The following is a 24,698-nucleotide window of genomic DNA, read 5'->3' as shown; positions in this document are numbered from 1 at the left end:
AGACGCGCGACTCCCCCGGGGGTATTTTCGGAAAAAGAAAGATCAGGGGGCGTCGTGGAACGGCAGGCGCGTGCCAATGTCGATGGCGTCGGGGGTGATCTGACAGCCATAGGCCATGACCTCGACTCCGGCGGCGCGTGCGGCGGCGAAGGCGGCGGCATAGGTCGGGTCGATATCCCGCGCGAGGGTGACGGTTTGTGCATCCGTGCGCTGGACAAGGTAGAGCATCATGGCACGGTGGCCGGCGGTGACCATCTGCTGTAATTCACCAAGATGCTTGGTGCCGCGCGCAGTGACGCTGTCGGGAAACTCGGCCAAGCCGGGGCTGCGCGAGAGCGTGACGGATTTTACCTCGACATAGAGGTCGGGCAAGTCGTCACCGGTCAGCAGAAAGTCGATGCGGCTGTTTTCGCCGTATTTCACCTCGCTGCGCACCATCGGGTAGGCGGCGAGTTCGGGGAGTTGATGCGCCATCAGCGCGGCTTTGAGGGCACGGTTCGGGACCGAGGTGTCGACACCTGTGAAATGGCCATTCTCATGATCGACCAGCCGCCAGCCGTATTTCAGTTTCTTCTTCGGGTCGTCATTGGGTTCCAGCCAGATCCGGCTGCCCGGATCAGCCAGCCCCATCATGGAACCGGGATTGGCGCAATGGGCGGTGATCTCGGTGCCGTCCTCGAGCCGGGCATCGGCGAGAAAGCGTTTGTAGCGGCGGATCAGCACGGCGGGCAAAAGAGGGGTTTGAAAGCGCATGGTCTCAGCCCTATACCTGCGGTGACCCTCTGACAAGGAGCGCTGCGCCATGACCAATCCCACCGCTGCCATGCTGGTGATCGGGGACGAAATCCTTTCGGGCCGGACACGGGATGCGAACATGCATTTCCTGGCCGGGGAGCTGACCAAGCACGGGGTTGACCTGCGAGAGGTGCGGATCGTGGCGGATGACCGCGAGATGATCATCGCGGCCGTTCAGGCATTGTCGGGGACTTATGACACAGTGTTTACAAGCGGTGGAATCGGGCCGACCCATGACGACATTACCGCCGACTGCATCGCTGCGGCCTTTGGGCGGTCGATTGATGTGCGCAGCGATGCGCGGGCCCTGTTGCAGGCGCATTACGACAACTCGGGGCAGGAACTGAACGAGGCGCGGCTGCGTATGGCGCGTATTCCGGACGGGGCGGCCTTGATTGACAACCCGGTTTCGGTGGCGCCGGGGTTCACGGTAGAAAACGTGCACGTGATGGCCGGGGTCCCGTCGGTATTCCAGGCAATGGTGGCGAGCGTGTTGCCGACGTTGACCGGCGGTGCGCCGCTGTTGTCGCAGTCCTTGCGGATCATGAAGGGCGAGGGCGATATTGCCGGGCCTTTGGGCGCGTTGGCGGCGGATTTTTCCGATCTGTCCATTGGGTCCTATCCCTTCCAGAAGGACGGGGTGTTCGGGGCGAATATCGTCATCCGCGGCACGGATGGCGCGCGGGTGGACGCGGCGATGACACGACTGGCGGAGATGTTTGGATAATGGCACAACCGGATGCGCAAAAGCTCTACGAGGTGATCGAGGCGACGTGGCCGCCTTATGCAACCAGCCAGTGCGGGCCGTTCACGATCCGCGAAGGGCGTGGTGGCGGCAAGCGGGTGTCGGCGGCGACGGCGGAGGGGCCCGCGACGGCAGCGGACCTGCCAGAGGCGGAGGCCGCGATGCGAGCACTGGGACAGGTGCCATTGTTCCAGATCCGGGAGGGGGACGCGGCGCTGGACGCGGTATTGGACGAGGCTGGGTACGAGATCGTCGATCCGGTCACGATGTACGCGGCGCGCTCGGAGGACATCGCCACGGAACGCCCGCCTCGCACGGCAGCGATCCCGGCCTGGGAGCCGCTGAAGATCATGGAGGAGATGTGGGCTTCGGGTGGAATCGGTGAAGGTCGGCTCGCGGTGATGCATCGTGCCAGTGCTCCCAAGACCGGGTTCGTGTCACGTTGGCGGGACCAGCCTGCGGGCGCGTCGTTCCTGTCGATGCATGATGGAATTGGAATGGTGCACGCGCTGGAAATCCTGCCGCATCAGCGCCGCGAAGGTGTTGGGCGCTGGTTGATGCGACGGGCGGCCTATTGGGTGCTCGACAATGGCGGGCACACGCTTGCCGTGATTTGTACGTCGCGTAACAAGGCGGCAAACGGGCTCTATTCTTCCCTCGGAATGAAGGTTGTGGGACACTATCACTATCGTCAGAAAGTCATTGATTGAGGGAGACTATGTTGAGCAAGACTGACCAGCCAACCGCATTGGACATCCCGATGATGAACCCGCTGCCCGAAGAGACGCAGCGCTATTTCGACATCTGCACCGAGAAGCTTGGCATGGTGCCGAACGTGCTCAAGGCCTATGCCCTTGATGTCACCAAGCTCAACGCGTTCACGGCGCTTTACAATGACCTGATGCTGGGTGAAAGCGGGTTGAACAAGCTGGAACGCGAGATGATCGCGGTCGTGGTGAGCGCCATCAACAAGTGTTTCTATTGTCTGGTGGCGCATGGTGCGGCGGTGCGGCAGTATTCAGGCGACCCGAAGCTGGGCGAGATGATGGTGATGAACTGGCGGGTGGCGGATCTCGACGCGCGGCAATACGCGATGCTGGCCTTTGCCGAGAAGATGACAATGGCGTCAGCGACCATCGAGGAGGTAGACCGCCAGCACCTGCGCGACGTCGGGTTCAGCGATCGGGATATCTGGGACATCGCCAATGTCGCCGGGTTCTACAACATGTCAAACCGGGTCGCTTCGGCCACGGGCATGTGGCCCAATGATGAGTATCACGCACAGGCGCGATGAAACGGGGACTGGCCATATCGTTGGCGGTGTGGCCAGGGCTGGCGGCGGGGTTCGAGCCCGTGCTGCCAGAAGGGGCGCAGCTATTGGGCGATGTCCGCAGCGCGCAAGGGTTCTATGCGGTACCGACGGGCCCCTTCACCAATGACGAGGTGCCCAGCGACCGATTGCCCGGCGCGGTGATGCGGCGCAGTTGGCGCATTCCGAGTGGGTTTGCCGGGACAGGGGCCATGGCCGCCGACCTTACGGCACAATTGTTAAGCGCGGGTTACGATATCGTATTTTCCTGCGACGCAGAGCTTTGCGGCGGGTTTGATTTCCGTTTCAACACCGAAGTTCTGCCCCCGCCCGAGATGTTCGTGGACCTGTCGGATTATCAGTTCACCTCGGGCTTTCGCGATGGCGATTCCGGGCCGGAGGGGGTCGGTGTGCTGGTCAGCCGCACGGCACAGGCGGGTATGGTGCAGGTGATCGAGGTCAGCCCGGCACCCTTCGAAACACAGGAAGCGCGCGTCGGAGACGAGCCTTCGACGCCTCGTATCGGCACCACCGGACCGGCGCGCCAGGACACGACGTTGCGCCCAGACGTGGTTGATGCCGACAGCATTCCGCTTTGGCTTGAACGGACAGGGCACATCGTGCTTTCGGATCTGGAGTTCGAGACCGGATCGTCCCGACTTGGGGCGGGGCCGTTCCGGTCGCTGGACTCGCTCGCGGCTTATCTCAATGCGGATACAACCCGCCGGGTGGCGCTGGTGGGGCACACGGACAGCGAAGGGTCGTTGGCACAGAACAGCGAATTGTCACGCAAGCGTGCTGTCGCCGTTCAGGCCCGGTTGGTCGAGGCCTATGGCGTGGGCGCGGGGCAACTTGAAGCGCAGGGTGTGGGGTTTCTGTCGCCCATCGCGTCGAACCTGACGGAAGAGGGGCGCAACGCCAATCGTCGGGTGGAAGCGGTTCTTTTGAACACCGAATAAAAAAAGACCCGGTCCAAAGCGGTCCGGGTCAGGTTTGCTTTCGCATGACGGAAAGCTTCGGGGAAGTCGTCTTACCAGTCGGTCGGGCCCTTTTCAGCAAAGGCATGCACCAGAAAGTCGATGAAGGCGCGAACCTTGGGCTGGGTGAAGCGGCCGGGCGGATAGACTGCGTAGATGCCTTGGGTTTCCAGGGGTAAATCGGGAATCGCGTCCTCGACCAGACCCTGTTCCATGGCTTCGGCATAGAGGAAGCTCGGCAGGTAGGCGATGCCGAGACCGGCAATGGCCGCGTTCAGGAGCGATTGTCCATCATTGACCGAAAGCCAGCCGGCGGTGCGGACCTGACGCTTTTCGCCGGACGGGGCGGTCAGTTTCCAGACCGCGCCGTTGGACTGGCTGGAGTAGTGCAGCAGTTTGTGATCGTTCAGGTCGTCGATCTTCTGCGGACGCCCGTAGCGTTTGAAATATCCCGGGCTGGCAATCATGCGCTTGGTGGTTTCGGTCAGCTTGCGCGCACGCAGGGTGCTGTCTTCCAGTTCGCCAATGCGGATGGCCATGTCAAAGCCTTCGGAAATCAGTTCAACATAGCGGTTGTTGAGCACCATGTTGACGGTGATGTCCGGGAATTCATTGAGAAATTCGCCCAGGACCGGGGACAGATGATTGACGCCGAAATCGGTGGCCACGGAGATGCGGAGAAGGCCCGAAGGAGCAGATTGCATCGAAGTGACAAGGGCGTCCGCCTCGCCCGCATCGTTCAGTACACGGCGGGCGCGGTCATAATAAGCCAGACCGATTTCGGTCGGGCTGACACGGCGGGTGGTGCGGTTCAATAGGCGCGCGCCAAGGCGCGCCTCGAGGCTTGAGACGTGCTTGGACACGGCTGATTTCGAGATGCCCATTTTCTTGGCGGCATCGGTGAAGCCACCCTGATCCACCACGGTGGCAAAAGCTTCCATTTCGGTCAGGCGATCCATTCGTTCCTACCTCTACATGCATTGTTGAGGATCAGGTATCACGTCGAAATCGGGCAGGATGAGGGCAGAGGGCAGACAATATCAGGGATTTGTCAGGGATCGTTTGCGGCGTGGAAACAGCGAAACAGTTGTTGAACGAGGCGCTCCCGCCCCATTGAAACGCATCCGGGATGCGCTCCAAGGCGTTGGGCCGGGCCGCGCCCCGAGGGGCGCGGCGATTGGGTATTTGGAACCAATGAGAGGGAAGATCAGAGCATTGCGGCGAGCCGGGTGCCCTGGTTGATGGCGCGTTTGGCATCGAGTTCAGCCGCAACATCGGCCCCGCCGATCACGTGACAGGAAATGCCTTTGGCTTCGAGTGCTTCCGCCAGCGTACGATCAGACAGCTGTCCGGCGCAGATCACCACATTGTCGACCTCGATCACCTTCGGGTTTTCGCGCGCCTCGCCAAAGGAGATGTGCAGTCCCGCATCGTCGATCCTTTCGTAGTTCACACCGCCGAGCATCTCGACATTCTTCATCTTGAGTGCGGCGCGGTGAATCCAGCCGGTGGTCTTGCCCAACCCTTTGCCAAGTGCCTTGGCCTTGCGCTGCATCAGCGTGACCTGGCGTGCGGGAGCATGGGGTTGCGGGCCTTGCGGAGCGAGTCCGCCGGGGGTTTCCTCGGGATCGCCAACGCCCCATTCCTTCATCCATTCCGGCAGGTTCTCGGTCAGGCTCTCGCCTTCGTGCACGAGGAATTCGGTCACGTCGAACCCAATACCGCCCGCGCCGATCACGGCGACACGCTTGCCCACAGGTTTCTTGTCGCGCAGCACGTCGAGATAGGAGAGCACCTCGGGGCGGTCGCTGCCTGGGATGCCGGGATCGCGCGGGACAATGCCGGTGGAGACGATCACTTCGTCAAAGCCTGCGAGGTCATCGGCCGACACTTCGGTATTCAGTTTCACGGTGATGCCTTCGGCGGCGACCATGGCTTCGTACCAGTCCACGAGGCCCCAGAACTCTTCCTTGCCGGGGATTTGCTTGGCCACGTTAAGCTGGCCGCCAAGCTTGTCGGCGCGGTCGAACAGGGTCACGTCGTGGCCGCGTTGCGAGGCGGTGATGGCCGAGGACAGGCCAGCCGGACCGGCGCCGACGACGGCGATCTTCTTTTTCGCGTCTGCTGGCGCGATGGCCAGTTCGGTCTCGTGACAGGCGCGCGGGTTCACGAGGCAGGAGGTCAGCTTGCCCGAGAACGTGTGATCGAGACAGGCCTGGTTGCAGCCGATACAGGGCGCGATCTGATCGGCCTTGCCCGCGGCGGCCTTGGCCACGAAATCTGCGTCGGCAAGGAAGGGGCGCGCCATCGACACCATGTCGGCGCAGCCCTCGGCCAGGACCTCTTCGGCCACATCGGGCATGTTGATGCGGTTCGAGGTGATGACCGGGATGCCCACCTTGCCCATCAGCTTTTTCGTCACCCATGCGAAGGCGCGGCGGGGCACACTGGTGGCGATGGTCGGGATGCGGGCCTCGTGCCAGCCGATGCCGGTGTTGATGATCGTGGCGCCTGCCTTTTCAATGGCTTGAGCAAGCTGAACCACCTCTTCATGGGTTGACCCATTGGGGATCAGGTCGATCATCGACAGACGGTAGATGATGATGAAATCGTCGCCCACGGCCTCGCGGCAGCGGCGCACGACCTCGACCGGGAGTCGCATCCGGTTCTCATAAGACCCGCCCCAGCGATCGGTGCGCTTGTTGGTATGGGTGACAAGGAACTGGTTCAAGAAATAGCCCTCGGACCCCATGATCTCGACACCATCATAACCTGCTTCGCGTGCCCGCACCGTCGCGGTGATGAAATCCTGGATCTGTTTCTCGATGCCCTCTTCATCCAACTCCTTGGGAGGAAAAGGGGAAATCGGCGATTTGATCGGCGAGGCCGAGACACATTCCGGTCCATAAGCATAGCGCCCCGCGTGCAGGATCTGCATGGCGATCTTGCCACCCGCCTCGTGTACGCGGTCCGTGACCACCTTGTGATTGGCGATGTCCTGATCGTTGAACAGGCCCGCCGCGCCGGGAAAGACGCCGCCTTCTTTCGATGGGGCCATGCCGCCGGTGACGATCAGACCGACGTCGCCGCGGGCGCGTTCGGCATAGAACTCGGCGACGCGGTTCCAGTCCTTGGTTTCTTCGAGGCCGGTATGCATCGACCCCATCAACACGCGGTTTTTCAGCGTGGTAAAGCCAAGATCGAGCGGTGCCAGCAGGTGCAGATATTGGGTCATGAAAGCCTCCTCAGGGTTTGGGTTACCAAAACGTAAAGCCTTGCGCCTGTCACGCGGGACGCGGCGTCATGGAACAGGGCACCGCACGGTGCCGTTGCGTCCAAAAGCCCGAATCATGGTGAACGGCCTTGTTTTCAAGGATTGGGGTCTGCGGTTTTGCATCGGTATCACGTCGGTATTGCGTCGGTATCGCTTCGGCTCCGCATCTCAGAACCCGATTGTTAAGACTGCGCACGCTGGGATTTGTTAACCATTGTCGGATTTCTCCCCCGGTTCTTTCTTTTTCCCCAAATACCCCGGGGGAGTCTCAGCCAAAGCTGAGACGGGGGCAGCGCCCCCCAAAACAGGCTCAGCTTTGCTGAGCCAACGAACGGCCCTCAGCCCTCGTGCAAAACCACCCCGGCGGCATTGTCGACAACGATCGGCGTTTCGAAATACTCAAAGGATGGACGGCTGCCATAGACCTGTTCGGCCATTTCACACCAAGTGGTATCATGGGCGGCAAGCGCGTCGGCCTTGCTTGGCCAGAGATAGATGCCTCCGCCAATACCGCGTTCCCCGTCATAGAGATATTGCTTGCGGATCAGGCGGTCGTTGGATTGCCATCGCGCCACGGTGGCCTCGAACAACGCAACCACTTCGGCGCGGCTCTTGTCATGGGGAAGGTCGAAACGAACAATCTCGGTAATCATGGGCCACTTCCTGAACTGTTACATGGTTTCCACGCAGTGACGCCGGAAGGCGCGTTTGAGCATGTCCAGCTCGGCGCGCAGCAGGTCGATTTCGGCGCGAATGTCGTCTGCCAGGGCCTCACCGGCAATGAAGGTGATGGTGTCGAGCCGCGCGCCCGTGGCGCTGTCGGTGATCAGCACGGTCTGCACCCCGTCCTGAAGGCTTTCAGGGGGAAGCGGGATGCGCAGCGCCCAGCCGGTGCTGTCGGTATGGGCGGTGACCGATACGCCCGGCACTGGCTTTTCTTGATAGGTGACGTTGATCATGGGTTCGGGGCCGGTGCCCTCGCCATAGCTCAGAACACCTTCCCAGATGCCTTCGAACAGCCGGGTCTTGGTCAGGGTCAGTTGGCTCATGATCGCTGTCCTTTGGTCTTAGAATTCGGCGCGTGGGCGGCGCGAGAAGGTCACGTCCCGCAGAATGACCTGGTTCATCTCGGGGCCTTCGAAGATCAGGTCAAGCCACATCTGTTCGACCCGTTTTTCGTTCAGGTTGGAATAGGCCAGGTCAAACTCGACGCGAATGTCCTCTTCCCGCAGCGGCAGTTCGCGCACAATCTGTTCCGTATTGGGGCCGTGGCGGATGTTGAGCCGGGCAAAGATTTCCAGCGGTTTTTCCATTTCCACGATCGTATCGACGCGGATCACGTGATTGCGTTTAAGGCCATCGACCGACTCGGGCGGCAGGTCGACGACCAGCGACAGGAACGAGCCGTCAAAGCGGAACACGTCCATGCGCAGGCCGAAGGGTGCAAGATCCTTGTCCCGGTTGTTGCGCAGCTGGCGCAGGGTCAGTTCGCTGATCCGGCAGTCGTGAAACAGCGTGACCTCATCCCCCAGCATTTCCTTGTTTTCCACCGCCGCGCGCCCCTTGACCGCAATCGGTTCGCGCCAAAGCTGGGGACGCCAGGACCAGTCGGTGCCATGCGGTTTTGGAAAGGCGTTCGAGCCGATCATCGGCAGGGCAAGGCGGCTTTCGGCCACCGAAATCAACGCATCAAGATGCTGGCGCAGGCTGCGGGCGCTGCGGCGCTGGGCGCGCAGGGTGGGCAGGTCGGTGCGCTCCGCCTTGCGGGCCATGCGGGCCCATTGGCGTGCGGCGCCCTTCTGGAAGAGCCGCTGGAAGAAACTGCTGCCTTGCGCCATGGTGTCTCTGAACCTGCCCTGTGCATACCGCCGCGCGCCATACTGTTTCGATTGGCGAAACAAAGGGGGGTGGTTGTTTTCATTATTTACCCAAAAGGTTGCCATCAAACAAACGCACAAATGCGCGCCGGGCAAGAGCAAGGGGGAAGGCAGCGTGAAAAAAATTGTCGCTGTTTCCTTTGCGCCGGGGCTGCGCTAGGTCAGGAGCATGAGCGCCTATGACCCGCATGAGCCCCTGATCGCCCCCGCCCGTCGCAGTGCTGCGCCGGGGTGGCTGGTTCTTGGGGTTCTGGTGACCGTGATCGCCTTCATCGCACTGAATGTGGGGTGGTTTGCGGCGATCCGGGCCATGCCGGATGCGGGTACGATTTTTGAGGAAATCGCCAGCGGAACCACCGTGCGGGGCATGGCGCTTTTGCTGGGCAGTTTCTCGTGCCTCGTGGCGGCGCTCTGGGTAGCGGTTCGGCTGGTGCATCGCCGCTCGATGCTGGGTCTTCTGGGGCCCTGGCGGGTTTTCTGGGGGCAGGGGTGGCGGGTCTTCCGGCTTTGCATTGTTCTTTATGTCGTGGTGTTCCTGATGCCGATGCCCGAGGAGATCGCACCGACGCGGGCCAAGGATTTCGGCTATTGGCTGACGTTGCTGCCGATCAGTCTCGGGCTGTTATTGTTGCAATGCGGGGCCGAGGAACTGCTGTTTCGGGGCTATCTGCAGAGCCAGCTGGCGGCGCGGTTCCGTTCGCCCATTGTCTGGATGGGTCTGCCGAGTCTCTTGTTTGCGCTATTGCATTACGAGCCGGGGGTTTATGGCGGCGCAGCTATCTGGATGGTGGTCTGGGCGGGGGTTTTCGGCCTTGCCGCGGCCGATCTGACGGCGCGGTCGGGGACGCTGGGTCCGGCGATTGCCCTGCATATGGTGAACAATTTCACGGCCATGAGCCTCATGTCACTGGAAGGTTATTGGGACGGGCTGGCGCTTTATACCTTGCCGTTCGGGCCGGAAGATACCGAGAAGCTGCTTTGGGCGATGCCGCTGGAGGCTGGGGTGTTGCTGTGCGGGTGGTTGACGGCGCGGATCGCGTTGCGACGCTGATTGCATTTCTTTCCGTAGCGTCCTATTTCAGGCCTACTGCGAACCCGAGAGGCGAAAAAAGCGCATGAACTGGATCACAAACTACGTCCGTCCCCGGATCAACTCGATCTTTTCCCGTCGCGAAGTCCCGGACAATCTGTGGACCAAGTGCGACGAGTGCGGGACGATGTTGTTTCACCGCGAACTGAGCGCCAATCTCAATGTTTGCACGCAGTGCGATCATCACATGGCGATCACCCCGCGCGCCCGGTTCGAGGCGCTGTTTGACGGCGGTGTGTTTGTGGAAGTGGAGGTGCCGGAGCCGCTGGCCGACCCGCTGCATTTCCGCGATCAGAAGAAATATCCCGACCGGATGAAAGCCGCCCAGAAGAACACCGGCGAAAAGGAAGCGATGCTTGTCGCCGAGGGCGACATCGGGCGCACGCCGATCGTGGCCGCGTGCCAGGATTTCAGCTTCATGGGCGGGTCGATGGGCATGTATGTCGGCAATGCGATCATTGCTGCAGCCGAACGCGCGGTGAAACTCAAGCGCCCGCTGATCCTGTTTTCCGCTGCCGGGGGCGCGCGCATGCAGGAGGGCATCCTGAGCCTGATGCAGATGCCGCGCACGACGGTGGCGGTGCAGATGCTGAAAGAAGCCGGTTTGCCCTATATCGTGGTGCTGACCCATCCGACCACCGGCGGTGTGACCGCGTCTTATGCCATGCTGGGGGATGTTCATATTTCCGAACCCAACGCGCTCATTTGTTTTGCCGGGCCGCGGGTGATCGAACAGACGATCCGTGAAAAGCTGCCCGACGGGTTCCAGCGGGCCGAGTATCTGCTGGACCACGGCATGCTTGACCGGGTGACGAAGCGCACCGAGCTGCGGGACGAGTTGATCACCATCACGCGGATGCTGATGGGCTTGCCGCCCGCCGTGGCCGGGGACTTGCCGGCGCCCGAGGCCGGAGCAGAGGTAGAAACCAAGGACGCGCGCACGCCCAAGGCGGATGCGGCTTCGGACAAGTCGACCAAGAAATGAGCGCCGTGACATCTGACGTCATCCTTGATCGGATGATGGCGTTGCACCCAAAGATCATTGATCTGACGCTGGACCGGGTCTGGCGTCTTTTGGCGGCGTTGGACAACCCGCAGGACCGCCTGCCACCGGTGATCCATCTGGCCGGAACCAATGGCAAGGGATCGACGCAAGCCATGATCCGGGCCGGGTTGGAAGGTATGGGCAAATCCGTGCATGCCTATACCAGCCCGCATCTCGCCCGGTTTCACGAGCGTATTCGGCTGGCTGGGGAGCTGATTTCGGAAGAGCACCTTACGGCGGTGCTGGATGAGTGCTACGCGGCCAATGGCGGTGCGGATATCACCTATTTCGAGATCACCACCTGTGCGGCGCTGCTGGCCTTCGCCCGCACGCCCGCGGATTACACGCTTTTGGAAGTCGGGCTTGGCGGGCGACTGGATGCGACCAATGTGATGGACGCCCCGGCAATGACGGTGATCACGCCTGTGTCGATCGACCATGAACAGTTCCTTGGGAACACGCTGGGCAAGATCGCGTTTGAAAAGGCCGGTATTCTCAAGCGGGGCGTGCCCTGTGTGGTCGGCCCGCAGGAGGACGAAGCCCTTGAGGTGATCGAGCGACAGGCGGCTAAGATGGGCGCGCCGTTGATTGCGCATGGGCAGCACTGGCATGTCTATGAAGAGCGCGGGCGGTTGATCTTTCAAGATGAGACCGGGCTTCTGGACCTGCCCATGCCAGCCCTTCCCGGTGCCCACCAGATCCAGAATGCCGGGGCGGCGATTGCCGCGTTGCGTCATCTTGGGGCGGATGAAGCAGCCTGTGTGGCGGCGATGGAAAATGTATTCTGGCCCGCGCGCATGCAGCGCCTGAGACAGGGGCCGCTGGTCGAGGCTGCGCCGGAAGTCGAATTGTGGCTGGATGGCGGACACAATGCTGCCGCCGGTCAGGCGCTGGGCGCGCATCTTGCGAAGCTGCCCAAACGCCCGACCCACCTGATTTGCGGGATGCTGAACACCAAGGACATCTCGGGATACCTGTCGCCGCTGGCGGCAGAGGCCGAGAGCCTGACGGCCGTGTCCATTCCGGGCGAGCAGAACACGCTTCCGGCGGAGGCAACCGCGGCGGCTGCGCGCGCTGTCGGGTTGGTGGCGCAAGAGGCCGACACGGTCGAGGCCGCGTTGCGGGAGATTGTTGCGCAGGATGCTCGGGCGCGGGTTTTGATCTGTGGCTCGCTGTACCTTGCCGGGGCGATTTTACGCGAAAACGGCTGAAATACGGTCCGTACGGCAGGCGCGGGGCGGTTTTCGTGATCGGGTAGCCGATTCGGGGCAATTGATTCGTTTTTCCGAATCACCCCATTGACTGATTCGAATCACCACGCTTATAGTCGAAGCAACCTCGGTTTTCCGCCAATTCAGACCACCAAAATCGGGAAGCCACGGGACCATCGGGACAGGCAGGCAGGTAATCGGGGGGCATCAAGCCCCCCAAATAATTTCACGGACCGCAAAGTGCGGTTGGCAGGCCCCATGACAACCCGGTATTGAACCTGCAGGCGTGCAATTTCACGCGACTCGGGAGATGTTTGATGGACGCGGATTTTGCCATTGTTGGAGGCGGTGTTGTCGGCCTGTCGGTGGCATGGGGCCTTTTGAAACATGGTCAGAGCGTCATTGTCATTGATGGAACCGAGCGCACGCCGCGTGCGAGCCGGGGCAACTTTGGCCTGATCTGGGTGCAGGGCAAGGGAACCCGTCAGCCGCGCTATGCTGCCTGGAGCCAGCAATCCGCCGCCTTGTGGTCCGACTTTGCCGTAGAGTTGGAGGATTCCACGGGCCGGAACGTGGCACTTGAACAACGGGGCGGGCTGGATCTGCATTTCAGCGAAGACAGCCTTGCCGAATGGGCCGCGAAATACGAGGCGCTCAAGGCGGCCTTGGGCGGAGATTATCCCTACGAGATACTGGACGCACGCGCGCTCAGGCTTGAGGAGCCGGCGATTGGGCCGCGCGTGGTGGGGGCCTTGTTGCATCATCAGGATGGGCACGCCAACCCGCTGCGTCTGTTGCGCGCGCTGAGCGAGGATGTGCAGCGCCTTGGCGGGCGGATCGAGGCGGGGCGCGAGGTGAGCCGGGTTACACAGGGGGACGGGTTGTTTTGCATCACCTGTGCCGATGGCCCGGAAATCCGGGCGGAAAAGGTGGTTCTGGCGGTGGGGCTTGGCGCCGCGATGCTGGGGCCGCAGCTGGGGTTCAAGACGCCGGTCAACCCGGAACGCGGTCAGATCCTGATCACGGAAAAGCTACCGCCTCTGATACGACGCCCGTCGCTGATTGCGCGGCAGGTGAACGAGGGTGGGGTGCAGATCAGCGCCACGAATGAACGGGTTGGTATGGACGACGGGGTCACCGGCAAGGGGCTGGCGCAACTGGCCGCCGAGGCGGTTGCGGCCTACCCGGCGCTGGCGCGCGCGAAGCTGCTGCGCAGTTGGGGGGCCTTGCGTGTGATGACCCCGGACGGGTTGCCGGTTTATCAGGAAAGCGGCGTGATGCCGGGGGCGTTTTTGATAACGTGTCATAGCGGGATCACATTGGCCGCTGCCCATGCGCGGTTGGTTGGGGATTGGTTATTGGGGCGCCCGGACGCGCCCGATCTGGAGGTGTTTGGTGAAGCCAGATTCGCGATTTGAGCTACTGGAGCCGGATGTGCCGCACGTGGCGGTGCATTTTGCCGGTCAGAGCTATCGCCTGCCGGAGGGGGCCAATCTTGCCGCGGCCCTGCTGGCAGCGGGGGTGAAGGTGTTCGGGCGCACGGCACAGCGCGGTGTGGGGCGCGCGCCCTTCTGCATGATGGGGGCATGCTTTGACTGTCTGGTCGAGGTGGATGGCGAGTCGCGCCAAGCGTGTCTGATGCAGGTGCGCGAGGGAATGGACATTCGCCGGAGCGGACAGGCACAGGAGGGGCCCTATGAAGCGCGTTGATCTGGCGGTCATCGGGGCCGGACCTGCAGGTATGGCTGCGGCGACCGAAGCAGCGGGCGCCGGGCTTCGGGTTCTGCTTCTTGACGAACAGCGCAGCGCCGGGGGGCAGGTGTTTCGCAATGTCGATGCCGCGTCCGAGGTCCGTGACAAGGTGTTGGGGCAAGACTTCGTCGTGGGGCGCAAGCTGACAATGGGGCTGGCGCATCGCGACATTACGCATGTAACCGGGGCATCGGTGTGGTCCATCGAAGACCGCGTGGTGCGCTTTGTAACCGGTGATGAGGCGCAGGAGGTGTGTGCAGAACATGTCCTGCTGGCCACGGGGGCGCTTGAAAGGGCGATGCCGGTGCCGGGTTGGACGCTGCCGGGGGTGATGACGGCCGGTGCGGCTCAGATCATGCTCAAGGAGGCCGGGATTGCCACTCGGGACGCGGTATTGGTGGGTTCCGGTCCGCTTTTGTACCTGGTCGCGGTGCAGTTGCTGCGGGCCGGATACCCACCGCGTGCGCTGGTGGAAACGCAGACGCGGGGGGATATGCGCGGGGCGTTGATCCATTGGCGGGCGGCGCTTCGTGGCTGGCGATATCTGCAGCGCGGCGCGGCGATGCTCAACGAATTGCGAAACGCAGGCATCGCACGATTCGTCGGTGCCCGGGAGGTGACCCTGTTGGGGCGCCGTCGGGTCGAAGCGGTTCATTTCCGCTGTGGCGGGACGGTGCACGAACTGGCCTCTGACACGGTGCTGCTGCATCACGGGGTTGTTCCCAACGTACAGGCGGCGCGCGCTGTCGGCGTTCCGCACCGCTGGAACAATCGGCAGCACGCCTTTGTGCCGGAGGTGGATCGCTGGGGGCGGACACCGGTCGAAGGAATCTGGATTGCCGGGGATGGCGCGGGAATTGGCGGCGCGCAGGTTGCGGAACAATCGGGCCGGATCGCGGGCTGGGCCATTGCGCAGGCGCTAGGTGGCATAACACTGGAGGAACGCAACGCGCGGGCACTTCCCTTGATATCAAAAAGGGCGATTGAATTGAGTATCCGCTCTTTTCTTGAACGGGCCTATCCACCTTATGAGGCTGCTCTGGTGCCGGAAGACGAGGCGACGGTGTGCCGTTGTGAAGAGGTCAGCGCGCAGGAGATTCGTGCGGCGGCGACGAGCGGATGCACCGGGCCGGACCAACTCAAAGCCTTCACCCGCGCCGGGATGGGACGGTGCCAGGGGCGGTTTTGTGGATTGACGGTCACGCGGTTGATGGCCGAGGAGCGGGGCGTCGATCCCGATGAGGTGGGGTACTTCAGGATCCGCCCGCCCATAAAACCCGTCTCGCTGGGCGCGCTTGCGGCCTTGCATGACCCGAATGACCCTTTGGAGCAGGTAGGCGGGCATGATTGATCCGCTCGCCCAGGTGGTTTTCCTGCTGACGGTGCTGGCGACAGCGGTCATGGCGGCCTCGGCGGCCATTCAGGGGGTGCGCCATGATCTCGATCTTTTTGGTGCGACGGTGATCGCGGTGGCCGCCGCCGTGGGGGGCGGGACGGTGCGCGACCTGTTGCTGGGGCGGGTGCCGGTGTTCTGGATCACTGACCTGACCTATCTGCTGACGGCCATTCCCGTGGGGATCGGGGCCTTTGCCATCGGGAGCCGGTTGCCATCGGGCAATGGGCGGCGGTTGCGCCTCTTGATGATGTTCGATGCGGTCGGGTTGGCGCTATTCACGCTGGTGGGGAACGAGGTGGCGCTTCAGATGGGCACGCATCCTCTGGTCGCGGTGATCATTGGCTGCATCACCGGGACAGTCGGGGGCATGATCCGCGATATCCTGTGCAATGTCACGCCATCGGTTTTGAAGGAAGATCTTTATGCCACGATTTCGTTGCTGGGCGGGGCCGTGTTCGTGATCGTCGCGCCGATGATGGATCAGCGGGTGGCGCTGGTATTGTGTTTCGCGCTGATGCTGGTGGCGCGCCTGATCGTGATCGCGCGCAGCCCGAAGGTTTGACGCGCGACCCGGGGGATGTGCAAGTGCGGGGCACTACCGCGTGACCGGCTGATCCTTGATCCTGTTCCATGCAGCCAACGCCATACCACCCGGCAGGGTGAGGCCGAACCGGTTCGTGAGAAGGGTTTCGAACGCCTCCGGGGTGTTGATCAGCGTTGTTGCGCCCCGTTCCCGAAAGGCGCGGTTGAAAAGGCTGATCCGGCCCGAAGGCAGGTGTCGTGACATCAGGAGATTGTCGCGGAAAGGTGCGCCGTGCCATGTGGCGCAGAGATGGTTGGCGGCCTGAAAATCAATTGGCGCGACCTCGATTCGGTCAAAGCTGAACAGGGAGAACCAGCCATCGGGGCCATTTTTTTCAAGGACGGTTTCATTGGTCGTGTCGTCGTGGCGCACACGGTAGGTGCCGCTGGGTGTGGGCTGTTCCATGTCGGTGTCGAGCTGGATGGGCGCGATGCTGCCCGCCCCGCCAAAGCCGGTATCGGCAAGGTACTCGCGGCGGTCTATGGCCACGATCCATGCCTGGTGGCTGCGCGCGCCGCCATGCGGGGCGCCGTTGCGGACGCGGGCCAGGAGCGGCTCGGCGGCGAAGCCCCACTCGCGCAGGGCACATCCGAACAACGCGTTCTGTTCGAAGCAATAGCCGCCGCGTCCCTTGTCCAGCAGCTTGGTCTGGATGGCATGCAGGTCAAGGTCGGGAACCATGCCAAGCAGCGGGTCGAGGTTTTCGAACGGGATGGACCGCAGGTGCGCCGCCTGCAGCGTCGTCAGCCCGTCGAGCGTATGCGCGACGGGGGCGGAGAGGCCGAGGCGGGCGAGATAGGCGTCGGTGTGCAGCATGGGCTCAGAACAGGCTGAAGTATTCGGCCTGCTCCCATTCGGACAGGGCGCCGACGTAGCGGTCCCACTCGGCGCGCTTGATACGGGTGATGTAGGCGACGAAGTCCTGCCCAAGCGCGTCGCGGTAGAGCGTGCCGGTTTCGAAATGAGCGATGGCCTCGGCAAGGCTCTTGGGCAGGGCTGGCGCCGCCGGGTCGTAGGGTTGTTCGCACGGCGCGGGGGCAGTGAGGGATCGGGCCAGGCCGGAGAGGCCCGAGAGGATCTGGCTGGCCATGACGTAGTGGGGATTGGCCGCGCTTTCGGGGACACGGTTCTCGATACGGCTGGCCGGGTCACACGGCGCCATGAGCGCGCGCAGCATGGCGCCGCGATTGTCCTGTCCCCATTGGATGCGGTCGGGGGCAAGCTGAAAAGGTTGGTAGCGTTTGTAGCCGTTGACCGTGGGCGTGGTCAGCAGGCAGCTTTCCTCGGCATGGGCCAGAAGGCCCGCGATCCACGCAGAGGCGTGTGGGGTCAATCTGCCGTCGTCGCCGGGTGTGAAGAGGTTCTTGCCCGTCGTATCGGTAAGGGATTGATGCAGGTGCCAGCCGGACGCGGCGATATTGTCGAGCCGGGGGCGGGTCATGAAGGTGGCGTGCAGGCCGCGTCGCGCGCAGAGCTGTTTTACCATTGTGCGGAACATGACCATCGTGTCGGCATGGGTCATGGGGTCTGACGGCTCAAAAGTGACTTCGAACTGCGAGGGGCCCATTTCGACTTCGGTCGAGCGGACGGGCATGTTCATCGCCTGCGCGGTGCGGCGGATGTCATCCATGACCGGTTCCAGCATGTCGTAGAGCGAGTCGGTCAGGAACTGGTAGCCGGGGGCAAGCGGGCGGGTGCGGGGCGGTTGGCCCGGCATGGTGGTGTCGGCATGTTCGGGCGCCGGGTCGAGGCGTTCTAAGACGTGGAATTCGAGTTCGAGTCCAACGGTCAGAGAGAGGTTCTGCGCGCCCAGTTGGTCCAGCGCGCGGCGCAGGACGGTACGGGAGGCAAAGGGGATTTCCGCGCCGGATTTGAAATGCGCGTCACAGAGCAGCCAGGCCGAATGGGGCGCCCATGGCAAGGGGTGGAAGGTGGCCGGATCGGGAACGAGAAGAATGTCGCCCGCGCCACGCATCGGGTCGGCGTCGGTGGCGGCTTCACCGCTCCAGACCGGGAAGACCGTTCGGCTTGAGGTGTCTTTGAGCAGCAGGGTCGACGGCGCGGCCATGCCGCTGGCGAGGATTGAAGGAAGGGCGGCGGCGGTGATTGCCTTGCCCCGCAGGATGCCGTGCTGATCGGGAAACAGGACACGGATGGTTTCGAGATCGGAGGTCGCGACGGTTTCGGCCAGTGCTGTGGCCGCGTCGATCCGCTCGGGCGTCATGAGGCCAAGTCGCGCAAGCGCGCCGTTTGCAATTTTGTCCCTGTGGCTGGTCAAGGGGCGCATCCTGTTGAAATGAATGTGTTAAGGGGATCAAACACCAAGGGCGGGCGCGCGGCAAGCTTTGCGCGCGCGCCTTGGCCCGTGAGTGGTGGTTTGGTTCAGATGGTCGCGTCCCAGTCGGTGCAGGCGGCACGGCGGGCGGCATCGCCCTGTTCATAGGATTTGCGCCAGTCGCCGTCGCTGGTCAGCGTGTCGTTGGAGATCGGCCCTTTGATCGTCGTCGGGTCCACGCCGTTGCGCATCGGAAGCGCCTCTTCCTCGCCGTCCTGAAGCGCCTTGATCGCGGCGCGCAGTTTGCGGCGATAGGCAATGATGGCGGCGTCGGTCTTGCCGAGATGTTCGCGGGTCCGATCCTGGATCGCGCCCATGCTTTCGACCGCCCATTGGTCATGCACGTTGATATCAAGTCCCATGCCCGTATAGGTCAGCGCGCCTTGTTCCTCGGCGTTGTAGCCATAGTTGTTGGTCTTGTTTTTCTTGGGCGCATAGGAGGGCAGGTCGTGTTCTTCGAGCCGCTGTGCGCGCATCAGCTCTTTGTTCACCGGCTTGTCGAAGCTGGTGAACATCGAATACCAATAGCAGTTCTCGTCATCTACGGGCACGTGCCACTGGGTGATGATCATCTCGCGCGACATCGGGATCGAGATCGCTTCGGGGAAGATCTGGTTGGTGACGCGCACATGGGTGCGCCCGTCATCGAGGTGACGCAGGGCGATGATGCGCATGCCGTAATCGGTGTCTTCGACGCTGATCTCAGGCCGTGGGTATTCGCGCAGGAGGCGGGTCATGGGGATCTCGGTATCCGCCGCCTTGTCGCGGAATTGCTTGCCATAGCCTTCCTCGGGGTCTTCGTCCTGCAGGAAGCGGTGCAGGAAGGAGGCGTGGGCCGGGTCGATGCCAACCTCAAGCGCCTGAAGCCAGTTGCATTCCCAGAGGCCCTTGAAGGCAAAGACATGGGTGTCGGGGGCGCGGAAACAGTCGAGATCGGGGAAGGCGGGCGGTTCGCCCGGGCCCATATAGGCAAAGATGATGCCGTTCTTTTCAACCACCGGATAGGCGGTCGCCTTGATCTTTTCGTGCATGCGCGAGCCTTCGGGTTCGCCGGGTTGCTCGACGCACTGGCCGGAGCGGTTGAAGTGCCAGCCATGGAAGGGGCAGCGCAGGCCGTTGTCTTCTAGACGGCCAAAGCACATGTCGGCGCCGCGATGCGGGCAGGCGCGCTGGATCAGGCCCAGTTCGCCCTCGCTGTCACGAAACAGAACGAGGTCTTCGCCCAGAAGACGCACCGGGACGACGGGCCGGTTGCCGGCCAGTTCGTCCGAGAGAGCGGCGGGCTGCCAATAGCGGCGCATGACCTCGCCAGCGGGGGTGCCGGGGGTGATGCGGGTGATGAGGTCGTTCATTTCCTGGCTGATCATGGGAATCTCCTGTCGCGCTTGGTGACGGTGATGGTTGCTTAAGTTTGCGATAATCGCAAGAAATTTCGCATAGGTGACGATTGACCGGAGTTGCGCCATGTGCCTAGAACGGGGGAACGCTTTGACGGGATTGGGAAATTGCCGAAGGAAACGCCGCCGAACCGGGATATTTCGCTGACCTTTCTCAAGGGCATGTCGGTGCTTAAAGCCTTTGACGAAGACAACAGCCACATGACGCTGAGCGAGATCGGGCGGCGCACGGGGCTTGATCCCGCGGCGGCGCGGCGGTTGCTTCTGACGCTGGTGCATCTGGGTTACGTACGGCGCGAGGGGCGGGTGTTTTCGCTTACCCCGCGCATTCTCGTGCTGGCAGGAAGCTTTCTGCGCGGGAACCAGTTTGGCCGGGTCATTCAGCCGTTGTTGAACGGTGCGGCGGCGGAATTGGGACGCGAGGTCATTCTTGCTATGCCGGAGGAGGGCGGCGCCTTGATGGTGGCACAGTCGACATTGCGCAACACGGGCGTGACATTCGGCTTCACGATCGGGAGCCGGCTGCCGTTGTTTCACACGGCCATGGGGCGGATGCTTTTGGCGTGGGGAGACCCGGAGGCGGCAGAGGCCGAGATCGCGACGGCGGAGCTGGAGGCATATACGGCGGCGAGCGTGACGGAGCGCGATGCGCTCAGAGCGGCAGTCGCCGAGGCGGCGGCGCAGGGGTGCGCGGTGGTCGCCGGGGAGTTCGAAAGCGGTGTAACGGGGGTGGCCGTTCCGGTGGGGCGCAAGGGCGCGGTGCGTGCGGTTCTTGGGGTGTCGGATGCCGAGGACGTCTTTGCGGAGGAGAGCGCCTTGGAGGCGAGCAAGGTGGTCTTGCGGCGCTGCGCGCGTGATCTGATGCAGGCTGGGGTATTCTAGGAGACGCCATATGGTTCAGGATTTCGGTTGGGCGGATTGGGTTGGCATCCTCGGTGCGCTGGTCATCGCGGCCGCCTATTTTGCGGCGACGCGCGGGCGGCTTCCGGCAGATGGCGTCGGGTTCAACCTGTGGAACCTGCTCGGGGCGGGTTTAGTGCTGACGTCGCTTTGGGCGCGTCCGAATTTCGGCGCCATCGTGATTGAGGTTCTGTGGGCGCTGATCGCGCTGTCCGCTTTGCTGCGGCTCTGGCTTGGGCGGCGGCGGTGATGCCGGGGTCCAAGGAAATTCGAAATTCCTTGGACAGGCGAATTCCAAATCGCGTTTAGTGGCACGGCAACGAGGGAGCCAGCCATGCAGATCGTCGAAACTTTTCCATTCGAAATCGAGGAAACGCCCCATGTGGCCATTCCGATGCCGGATGGCGTGCACCTGTCGGCGCGCATCTGGAGACCCATGGGAAGCGGCCCTGTCCCGGCAATCCTAGAATTCCTGCCCTATCGCAAGCGGGACGGTACCGCCGAGCGCGACGCGCTGACCCATCCCTATATGGCGGGTCATGGATACGCCTGCGTACGGGTGGACATGCGCGGATGTGGTGACAGCGAGGGGTTGTTTGACGACGAGTATTCCGAACAGGAACTGTCGGACGGGGTCGCGGTGGTGAATTGGCTGGCCGAGCAAGAATGGTGCAGCGGCAGCGTCGGGATGATGGGGATCAGCTGGGGCGGGTTCAACGGGTTGCAGATCGCCGCGCGCGCGCCGGAGCCGCTCAAGGCGGTGGTCAGCATCTGCTCGACGACGGATCGCTATGCGGACGACATCCACTATAAGGGCGGGCTGATGCTGGGCGAGAACCCCGGCTGGGCGGCGACCGTGCTGGGGTGGTTCGCGCTTCCCCCCGATCCCGAGATCGTGGGCGATAGTTGGCGCGACACGTGGCTGGAGCGGTTGGAAAACACACCGTTTTTGGCGGCAAAATGGATCGAGCACCAATTGAGGGATGACTATTGGAAACACGGCTCGGTGTGCGAGGATTACAGTGCAATCAAGGCGGCGGTGCTGAGCGTGGGGGGGTGGCACGACGGCTATCGCAACACGGTTGCGCATTTGGTTGAGAACCTTGATGCGCCGGTCAAGGGGCTGGTCGGGCCGTGGAACCACAAATACCCGCATTTTGCCGTGCCAGGGCCGCGGATAGATTTTCTGGACGAAATGCTGCGTTGGTGGGACCGCTGGCTGAAGGGCATTGAAAACGGCGCCGAGGACTGGCCCGAGATGCGTGTCTGGGTCATGGACAGCGTTGCGCCCAAGGTGCGTTATGACACGCGGCCGGGGCGCTGGGCCGCGATCCGCGATTGGAAGGCGGAACGGTCGGTCGAAACCTGGCATCTGAATGGCGAAACGCTGGCAGATGTTTCCGGCGGTGGTGTGCGCAAAGTGTTTCCGGCGCTGGGCTGTGGGCAGGGTACGGGCGAGTATTTCCCGTTTGGTTTTGGCCCCGGAGAATTGCCGGATGATCAGCGCACGGACGACGCGCTGAGTTGCTGTTTCGACAGCGCTCCAACGCAGGACGCGCGCGACATCATCGGGGCGCCTGAAGTGGTCTTGCGCGTGGCGTCGCAGACGCCGTGCGCGCAGGTGGCCGTGCGGCTCTGTGATTTGCGCCCTGATGGCACCAGTGCGTTGATTGCACACGGGTTCCTGAACCTGCGCCAGCGCGATGGTCGCGAGGCAATGGTTGACCTGCCGGTGGGCGAGTTCGTGGACGCGCGTCTGACACTAGATCAATGCGCCTATCACCTGCCCGCCGGGCACAGGCTGCGGATCGCGGTGTCGTCGAGCTATTGGCCCTTTGTCTGGCCAGAGGCGGAAATGGGTGTTCTGGAAATCGAAGGCGGGCTGGTGCGCTTGCCTTTGCGGGCGCCCGGAACGGGCGACGAATGGGTGTTCGACCCGCCGAAAGGCGCGAAGCCGGTGACACTGGAACAGTTGAGCAAAGGTGTGGAGGCCAAGCGGTTGATTCGGAATGCCGCAGAACGGTCGTTGGCTCTGGAGATCGTCGGGGACCGTGGTAGGCTTCGGGATATGACGACCGGGCTGGAACTTGGGACTCGGGTGGAAGAGCGCTTTTTCATTGTCGAGGATGCGCCCACATCCGCGTCGGCCAGCTTTCGCTGGGACCGGTCGATTGCGCGTGAGAGCTGGGGCGCGCGGGTGGAGTCCGGCGTGTCGTTGCAAGCGGATGCACGCGATTTTCACGTAAAGGCGGACATCTGTGTCACAGAAGGTGAAGCGGTGGTTTTTGAACGCAAATGGGATGCAAAAATACCGCGGGCCTGAGGCGACTTGCGAAAAAGTTTGAATGACTATTCAAGTTTTTTCTTGATTTGTGGTCCGGGGGGATCGCAGCATGGGGAAAACACGAAAAGACCAACGGGAGAAAAACCATGAATGATGAACTGAAGTATCTCAGCCTGCGGGCTGCGACCGGGCGCCTGTCGCGCCGTAGCTTCCTTGGCCGCGCGGGCGCGCTTGGCCTGTCGGCTGTCGCCGCGAACACGATGCTGGCCGGGGCCGTCAAGGCCGCGGGGCCGCAAAAGGGCGGTACGATCAAGGTCGGGATCAGCGGCGGCGGTTCTTCGGACAGCCTTGATCCGGCGCTTTCGGCCAACCAGACACAGGGGATGGTGTCGCGGATGTGGGGCGAACCGCTGGTTGAGCTGAAAGCCGGGGGCGGGCTGGAGATGCGTCTCGCTGAAGAGTTCAGCTCTTCTCCGGACGCGCGGGTCTGGACGTTCAAGATCCGCTCGGGCGTGTCCTTTTCGAATGGTAAGCCGCTGACTGCGGAAGACGTCATGGCGACCATGGAGCGCCACTCGGGTGAAGATACCAAGTCGGGCGCCCTTGGCATCATGCGTGGCATCAAGGCGATGCGTGCGGAGGGGATGGATTTCGTCATCGAGCTTGAGACCGCCAACGCGGACCTTCCCTACCTGCTCACCGACTATCACCTGCTGATCCAGCCCAACGGCGGCAACGACGATCCGACTGCCGCGATCGGCACCGGCCCCTATGTGTTGAAATCGGTTGAGCCGGGTGTGCGTTTCGTATTCGAGCACAATGCCAACCATTGGAACGGCGAGGGGCATGCGTCCACGGTTGAGCTGACCGTGATCAACGACGACACGGCGCGGATGGCGGCGTTGCAGTCGGGGCAGGTCCACATGGTCAACCGCGTGCCGCCGCGTACCGCCGGATTGGTGTCGCGCGTTCCGGGCGTAAATGTCCACAGCAAGTCGGGTCCGGGCCATTACGTGTTCATTGCGCATGTCGACACGGATCCCTTCTCGAACCAGGACGTCATGCTGGCGCTGAAATACGGGATGAACCGTCAGGAGATGGTGGACAAGATCCTGTTCGGCTACGGTACGGTCGGCAACGATATTCCGATCAACGCATCCTATCCGCTGTTCACGGACCTGCCGCAGCGTGAATATGATCCCGAGAAGGCCGCGCATCACTGGAAGAAGTCCGGTCATGACCAGCCGGTTCTGCTGCGTACGTCGGACAACTCGTTCCCGGGTGCGCCCGACGCGGCGGCCCTGTTCCAGCAGTCGCTGTCCCAGGCCGGTGTGCCGCTCGAGATCAAGCGCGAGCCCAATGACGGCTATTGGTCGGAAGTGTGGAACAAGCAGCCCTTCTGTACCAGCTACTGGAGCGGACGTCCGGTTCAGGACCAGATGTATTCCACCGCCTACCTGTCGTCGGCAGACTGGAATGACACCCGGTTCAAGAACGAACAGTTCGACCAGCTACTCGTTGCCGCGCGGGCCGAGCTTGATGAAGGCAAGCGCAAGCAGATGTATGCCGATATGGGCATGATCCTGCACAACGAGGGTGGCCTGATCTGCCCGATGTTCAACGACTTCGTCGACGCGCATAACGACGGCGTCGCGGGATGGGATGCATCGGCAGGGTTCTCGATGATGAACCTCTATGCTCCGGTCAAGATGTGGGTCACGGGCTGAT

The 24,698-nt window shown here is 62.6% G+C and carries 25 protein-coding genes; 16 read left to right on the top strand and 9 right to left on the bottom strand.

Going from position 1 to position 24,698, the window contains the following annotated elements; all coding sequences use genetic code 11:
* Positions 1-42: 42 nt before the first annotated feature.
* On the bottom strand, positions 43-753 hold the full coding sequence (gene sfsA, locus BMZ35_RS04795) for a DNA/RNA nuclease SfsA (RefSeq protein WP_093091385.1): 711 nt from the start codon (positions 751-753) through the stop codon (positions 43-45).
* A gap of 49 nt (positions 754-802) precedes the next feature.
* Here sfsA and BMZ35_RS04790 point away from each other — a divergent pair, with 49 nt between their 5' ends.
* The 4 genes from BMZ35_RS04790 to BMZ35_RS04775 are packed head-to-tail and all read left to right on the top strand — an operon-like array spanning position 803 to position 3,808.
* Entirely contained in the window at positions 803-1,522 is a 720-nt protein-coding gene (locus BMZ35_RS04790) for a competence/damage-inducible protein A (RefSeq protein ID WP_093091383.1), read from the top strand.
* Positions 1,522-2,250, top strand: coding sequence for a GNAT family N-acetyltransferase (locus BMZ35_RS04785; protein ID WP_093091381.1), 729 nt, complete (start codon positions 1,522-1,524; stop codon positions 2,248-2,250). The genes BMZ35_RS04790 and BMZ35_RS04785 overlap by 1 nt, the downstream gene beginning before the upstream one ends.
* An 8-nt stretch (positions 2,251-2,258) precedes the next feature.
* Positions 2,259-2,834: a peroxidase-related enzyme gene (locus tag BMZ35_RS04780; RefSeq protein ID WP_207502899.1), complete on the top strand. Its 576-nt coding sequence runs from the start codon at positions 2,259-2,261 to the stop codon at positions 2,832-2,834.
* Complete coding sequence (locus BMZ35_RS04775; protein WP_093091379.1) at positions 2,831-3,808, top strand: OmpA family protein; 978 nt, start codon at positions 2,831-2,833, stop codon at positions 3,806-3,808. Before BMZ35_RS04780 ends, BMZ35_RS04775 begins: the two co-directional genes overlap by 4 nt.
* A gap of 71 nt (positions 3,809-3,879) precedes the next feature.
* Here BMZ35_RS04775 and BMZ35_RS04770 read toward each other — a convergent pair whose 3' ends face one another.
* From BMZ35_RS04770 to BMZ35_RS04750, 5 genes are all read right to left on the bottom strand, one after another.
* Positions 3,880-4,785 (bottom strand): LysR family transcriptional regulator, encoded by a 906-nt coding sequence (locus BMZ35_RS04770; protein ID WP_093091377.1) that lies wholly within the window; start codon positions 4,783-4,785, stop codon positions 3,880-3,882.
* Positions 4,786-5,033: 248 nt separating this feature from the next.
* Positions 5,034-7,061, bottom strand: coding sequence for an NADPH-dependent 2,4-dienoyl-CoA reductase (locus BMZ35_RS04765; protein WP_093091375.1), 2,028 nt, complete (start codon positions 7,059-7,061; stop codon positions 5,034-5,036).
* 377 nt (positions 7,062-7,438) lie between these two features.
* On the bottom strand, positions 7,439-7,753 hold the full coding sequence (locus BMZ35_RS04760) for a hypothetical protein (RefSeq protein ID WP_093091372.1): 315 nt from the start codon (positions 7,751-7,753) through the stop codon (positions 7,439-7,441).
* Between the two features lie 18 nt (positions 7,754-7,771).
* The gene (locus BMZ35_RS04755) at positions 7,772-8,149 is read right to left on the bottom strand and encodes a hypothetical protein (RefSeq protein ID WP_093091370.1); all 378 of its coding nucleotides are present in this window, start codon (positions 8,147-8,149) and stop codon (positions 7,772-7,774) included.
* An 18-nt stretch (positions 8,150-8,167) separates the two neighbouring features.
* Entirely contained in the window at positions 8,168-8,938 is a 771-nt protein-coding gene (locus tag BMZ35_RS04750; protein WP_093091368.1) for a DUF6478 family protein, read from the bottom strand.
* On the opposite strand from BMZ35_RS04750, the gene BMZ35_RS20865 reads away from it, so the two are divergent.
* The 8 genes from BMZ35_RS20865 (at position 8,937) to BMZ35_RS04710 (ending at position 16,033) form a co-directional block, all read left to right on the top strand.
* A complete protein-coding gene (locus tag BMZ35_RS20865; protein WP_093091366.1) occupies positions 8,937-9,137 on the top strand; it encodes a hypothetical protein in 201 nt (66 codons plus the stop codon). The two genes, BMZ35_RS04750 and BMZ35_RS20865, sit on opposite strands and share 2 nt — an antisense overlap.
* Before the next feature lie 9 nt (positions 9,138-9,146).
* The gene (locus BMZ35_RS04740) at positions 9,147-10,028 is read left to right on the top strand and encodes a CPBP family intramembrane glutamic endopeptidase (RefSeq protein ID WP_093091364.1); all 882 of its coding nucleotides are present in this window, start codon (positions 9,147-9,149) and stop codon (positions 10,026-10,028) included.
* Between the two features lie 64 nt (positions 10,029-10,092).
* Entirely contained in the window at positions 10,093-11,052 is a 960-nt protein-coding gene (gene accD, locus BMZ35_RS04735; protein WP_093091363.1) for an acetyl-CoA carboxylase, carboxyltransferase subunit beta, read from the top strand.
* Positions 11,049-12,323, top strand: coding sequence for a bifunctional folylpolyglutamate synthase/dihydrofolate synthase (locus BMZ35_RS04730; RefSeq protein ID WP_093091361.1), 1,275 nt, complete (start codon positions 11,049-11,051; stop codon positions 12,321-12,323). The genes accD and BMZ35_RS04730 overlap by 4 nt, the downstream gene beginning before the upstream one ends.
* A gap of 317 nt (positions 12,324-12,640) precedes the next feature.
* On the top strand, positions 12,641-13,741 hold the full coding sequence (locus tag BMZ35_RS04725) for an NAD(P)/FAD-dependent oxidoreductase (RefSeq protein WP_093091359.1): 1,101 nt from the start codon (positions 12,641-12,643) through the stop codon (positions 13,739-13,741).
* A complete protein-coding gene (locus BMZ35_RS04720; protein ID WP_242654694.1) occupies positions 13,719-14,033 on the top strand; it encodes a 2Fe-2S iron-sulfur cluster-binding protein in 315 nt (104 codons plus the stop codon). Before BMZ35_RS04725 ends, BMZ35_RS04720 begins: the two co-directional genes overlap by 23 nt.
* Positions 14,020-15,426 carry an FAD/NAD(P)-dependent oxidoreductase gene (locus tag BMZ35_RS04715; protein WP_093091355.1) on the top strand — a complete coding sequence of 469 codons (1,407 nt, stop codon included), beginning with the start codon at positions 14,020-14,022 and terminating at the stop codon, positions 15,424-15,426. The genes BMZ35_RS04720 and BMZ35_RS04715 overlap by 14 nt, the downstream gene beginning before the upstream one ends.
* Positions 15,419-16,033 (top strand): trimeric intracellular cation channel family protein, encoded by a 615-nt coding sequence (locus BMZ35_RS04710; RefSeq protein ID WP_093091353.1) that lies wholly within the window; start codon positions 15,419-15,421, stop codon positions 16,031-16,033. The genes BMZ35_RS04715 and BMZ35_RS04710 overlap by 8 nt, the downstream gene beginning before the upstream one ends.
* Positions 16,034-16,066: 33 nt before the next feature.
* Here BMZ35_RS04710 and BMZ35_RS04705 read toward each other — a convergent pair whose 3' ends face one another.
* The 3 genes from BMZ35_RS04705 to BMZ35_RS04695 all read right to left on the bottom strand — a co-directional run bounded on the left by BMZ35_RS04705 (position 16,067) and on the right by BMZ35_RS04695 (position 19,756).
* Entirely contained in the window at positions 16,067-16,870 is an 804-nt protein-coding gene (locus tag BMZ35_RS04705) for an arylamine N-acetyltransferase family protein (RefSeq protein WP_093091351.1), read from the bottom strand.
* 4 nt (positions 16,871-16,874) lie between these two features.
* Positions 16,875-18,341, bottom strand: coding sequence for a glutamine synthetase family protein (locus tag BMZ35_RS04700; RefSeq protein WP_093091349.1), 1,467 nt, complete (start codon positions 18,339-18,341; stop codon positions 16,875-16,877).
* Positions 18,342-18,436: 95 nt separating this feature from the next.
* The gene (locus BMZ35_RS04695; protein ID WP_093092562.1) at positions 18,437-19,756 is read right to left on the bottom strand and encodes a Rieske 2Fe-2S domain-containing protein; all 1,320 of its coding nucleotides are present in this window, start codon (positions 19,754-19,756) and stop codon (positions 18,437-18,439) included.
* Positions 19,757-19,855: 99 nt separating this feature from the next.
* Between BMZ35_RS04695 and BMZ35_RS04690 the strand changes: the two genes are divergently transcribed.
* The 4 genes from BMZ35_RS04690 (at position 19,856) to BMZ35_RS04675 (ending at position 24,697) form a co-directional block, all read left to right on the top strand.
* The gene (locus tag BMZ35_RS04690) at positions 19,856-20,668 is read left to right on the top strand and encodes an IclR family transcriptional regulator domain-containing protein (RefSeq protein WP_165610001.1); all 813 of its coding nucleotides are present in this window, start codon (positions 19,856-19,858) and stop codon (positions 20,666-20,668) included.
* Positions 20,669-20,678: 10 nt separating this feature from the next.
* On the top strand, positions 20,679-20,936 hold the full coding sequence (locus BMZ35_RS04685) for a CBU_0592 family membrane protein (protein ID WP_093091345.1): 258 nt from the start codon (positions 20,679-20,681) through the stop codon (positions 20,934-20,936).
* 84 nt (positions 20,937-21,020) lie between these two features.
* Complete coding sequence (locus BMZ35_RS04680) at positions 21,021-23,009, top strand: CocE/NonD family hydrolase (protein WP_093091343.1); 1,989 nt, start codon at positions 21,021-21,023, stop codon at positions 23,007-23,009.
* A gap of 107 nt (positions 23,010-23,116) precedes the next feature.
* Positions 23,117-24,697 (top strand): ABC transporter substrate-binding protein, encoded by a 1,581-nt coding sequence (locus tag BMZ35_RS04675; RefSeq protein WP_093091341.1) that lies wholly within the window; start codon positions 23,117-23,119, stop codon positions 24,695-24,697.
* Position 24,698: the final 1 nt, after the last annotated feature.

The sequence above is a fragment of the Shimia aestuarii genome, from assembly GCF_900114635.1.
GTDB classification, from domain to species: Bacteria; Pseudomonadota; Alphaproteobacteria; order Rhodobacterales; family Rhodobacteraceae; genus Shimia; species Shimia aestuarii.
The sequence above is the reverse complement of the archived record's forward strand: the minus strand, read 5'-3'. Positions and strand labels throughout refer to the sequence as shown.

Bases quoted from the DNA above. Each gene is read 5' to 3' on its own strand.
- BMZ35_RS04790 (WP_093091383.1), top strand. From the start codon at position 803: ATGACCAATCCCACCGCTGCCATGCTGGTGATCGGGGACGAAATCCTT.
- BMZ35_RS04680 (WP_093091343.1), top strand. From the start codon at position 21,021: ATGCAGATCGTCGAAACTTTTCCATTCGAAATCGAGGAAACGCCCCAT.
- BMZ35_RS04770 (WP_093091377.1), bottom strand. From the start codon at position 4,785: ATGGATCGCCTGACCGAAATGGAAGCTTTTGCCACCGTGGTGGATCAG.
- BMZ35_RS04730 (WP_093091361.1), top strand. From the start codon at position 11,049: ATGAGCGCCGTGACATCTGACGTCATCCTTGATCGGATGATGGCGTTG.
- BMZ35_RS04785 (WP_093091381.1), top strand. From the start codon at position 1,522: ATGGCACAACCGGATGCGCAAAAGCTCTACGAGGTGATCGAGGCGACG.
- BMZ35_RS04775 (WP_093091379.1), top strand. From the start codon at position 2,831: ATGAAACGGGGACTGGCCATATCGTTGGCGGTGTGGCCAGGGCTGGCG.
- BMZ35_RS20865 (WP_093091366.1), top strand. From the start codon at position 8,937: ATGGTGTCTCTGAACCTGCCCTGTGCATACCGCCGCGCGCCATACTGT.
- BMZ35_RS04755 (WP_093091370.1), bottom strand. From the start codon at position 8,149: ATGAGCCAACTGACCCTGACCAAGACCCGGCTGTTCGAAGGCATCTGG.
- BMZ35_RS04700 (WP_093091349.1), bottom strand. From the start codon at position 18,341: ATGCGCCCCTTGACCAGCCACAGGGACAAAATTGCAAACGGCGCGCTT.
- BMZ35_RS04695 (WP_093092562.1), bottom strand. From the start codon at position 19,756: ATGATCAGCCAGGAAATGAACGACCTCATCACCCGCATCACCCCCGGC.
- BMZ35_RS04760 (WP_093091372.1), bottom strand. From the start codon at position 7,753: ATGATTACCGAGATTGTTCGTTTCGACCTTCCCCATGACAAGAGCCGC.
- BMZ35_RS04765 (WP_093091375.1), bottom strand. From the start codon at position 7,061: ATGACCCAATATCTGCACCTGCTGGCACCGCTCGATCTTGGCTTTACC.
- BMZ35_RS04780 (WP_207502899.1), top strand. From the start codon at position 2,259: ATGTTGAGCAAGACTGACCAGCCAACCGCATTGGACATCCCGATGATG.
- accD (WP_093091363.1), top strand. From the start codon at position 10,093: ATGAACTGGATCACAAACTACGTCCGTCCCCGGATCAACTCGATCTTT.
- BMZ35_RS04685 (WP_093091345.1), top strand. From the start codon at position 20,679: ATGGTTCAGGATTTCGGTTGGGCGGATTGGGTTGGCATCCTCGGTGCG.
- BMZ35_RS04715 (WP_093091355.1), top strand. From the start codon at position 14,020: ATGAAGCGCGTTGATCTGGCGGTCATCGGGGCCGGACCTGCAGGTATG.
- BMZ35_RS04750 (WP_093091368.1), bottom strand. From the start codon at position 8,938: ATGGCGCAAGGCAGCAGTTTCTTCCAGCGGCTCTTCCAGAAGGGCGCC.
- BMZ35_RS04710 (WP_093091353.1), top strand. From the start codon at position 15,419: ATGATTGATCCGCTCGCCCAGGTGGTTTTCCTGCTGACGGTGCTGGCG.
- BMZ35_RS04675 (WP_093091341.1), top strand. From the start codon at position 23,117: ATGAATGATGAACTGAAGTATCTCAGCCTGCGGGCTGCGACCGGGCGC.
- BMZ35_RS04725 (WP_093091359.1), top strand. From the start codon at position 12,641: ATGGACGCGGATTTTGCCATTGTTGGAGGCGGTGTTGTCGGCCTGTCG.
- BMZ35_RS04705 (WP_093091351.1), bottom strand. From the start codon at position 16,870: ATGCTGCACACCGACGCCTATCTCGCCCGCCTCGGCCTCTCCGCCCCC.
- BMZ35_RS04740 (WP_093091364.1), top strand. From the start codon at position 9,147: ATGAGCGCCTATGACCCGCATGAGCCCCTGATCGCCCCCGCCCGTCGC.
- sfsA (WP_093091385.1), bottom strand. From the start codon at position 753: ATGCGCTTTCAAACCCCTCTTTTGCCCGCCGTGCTGATCCGCCGCTAC.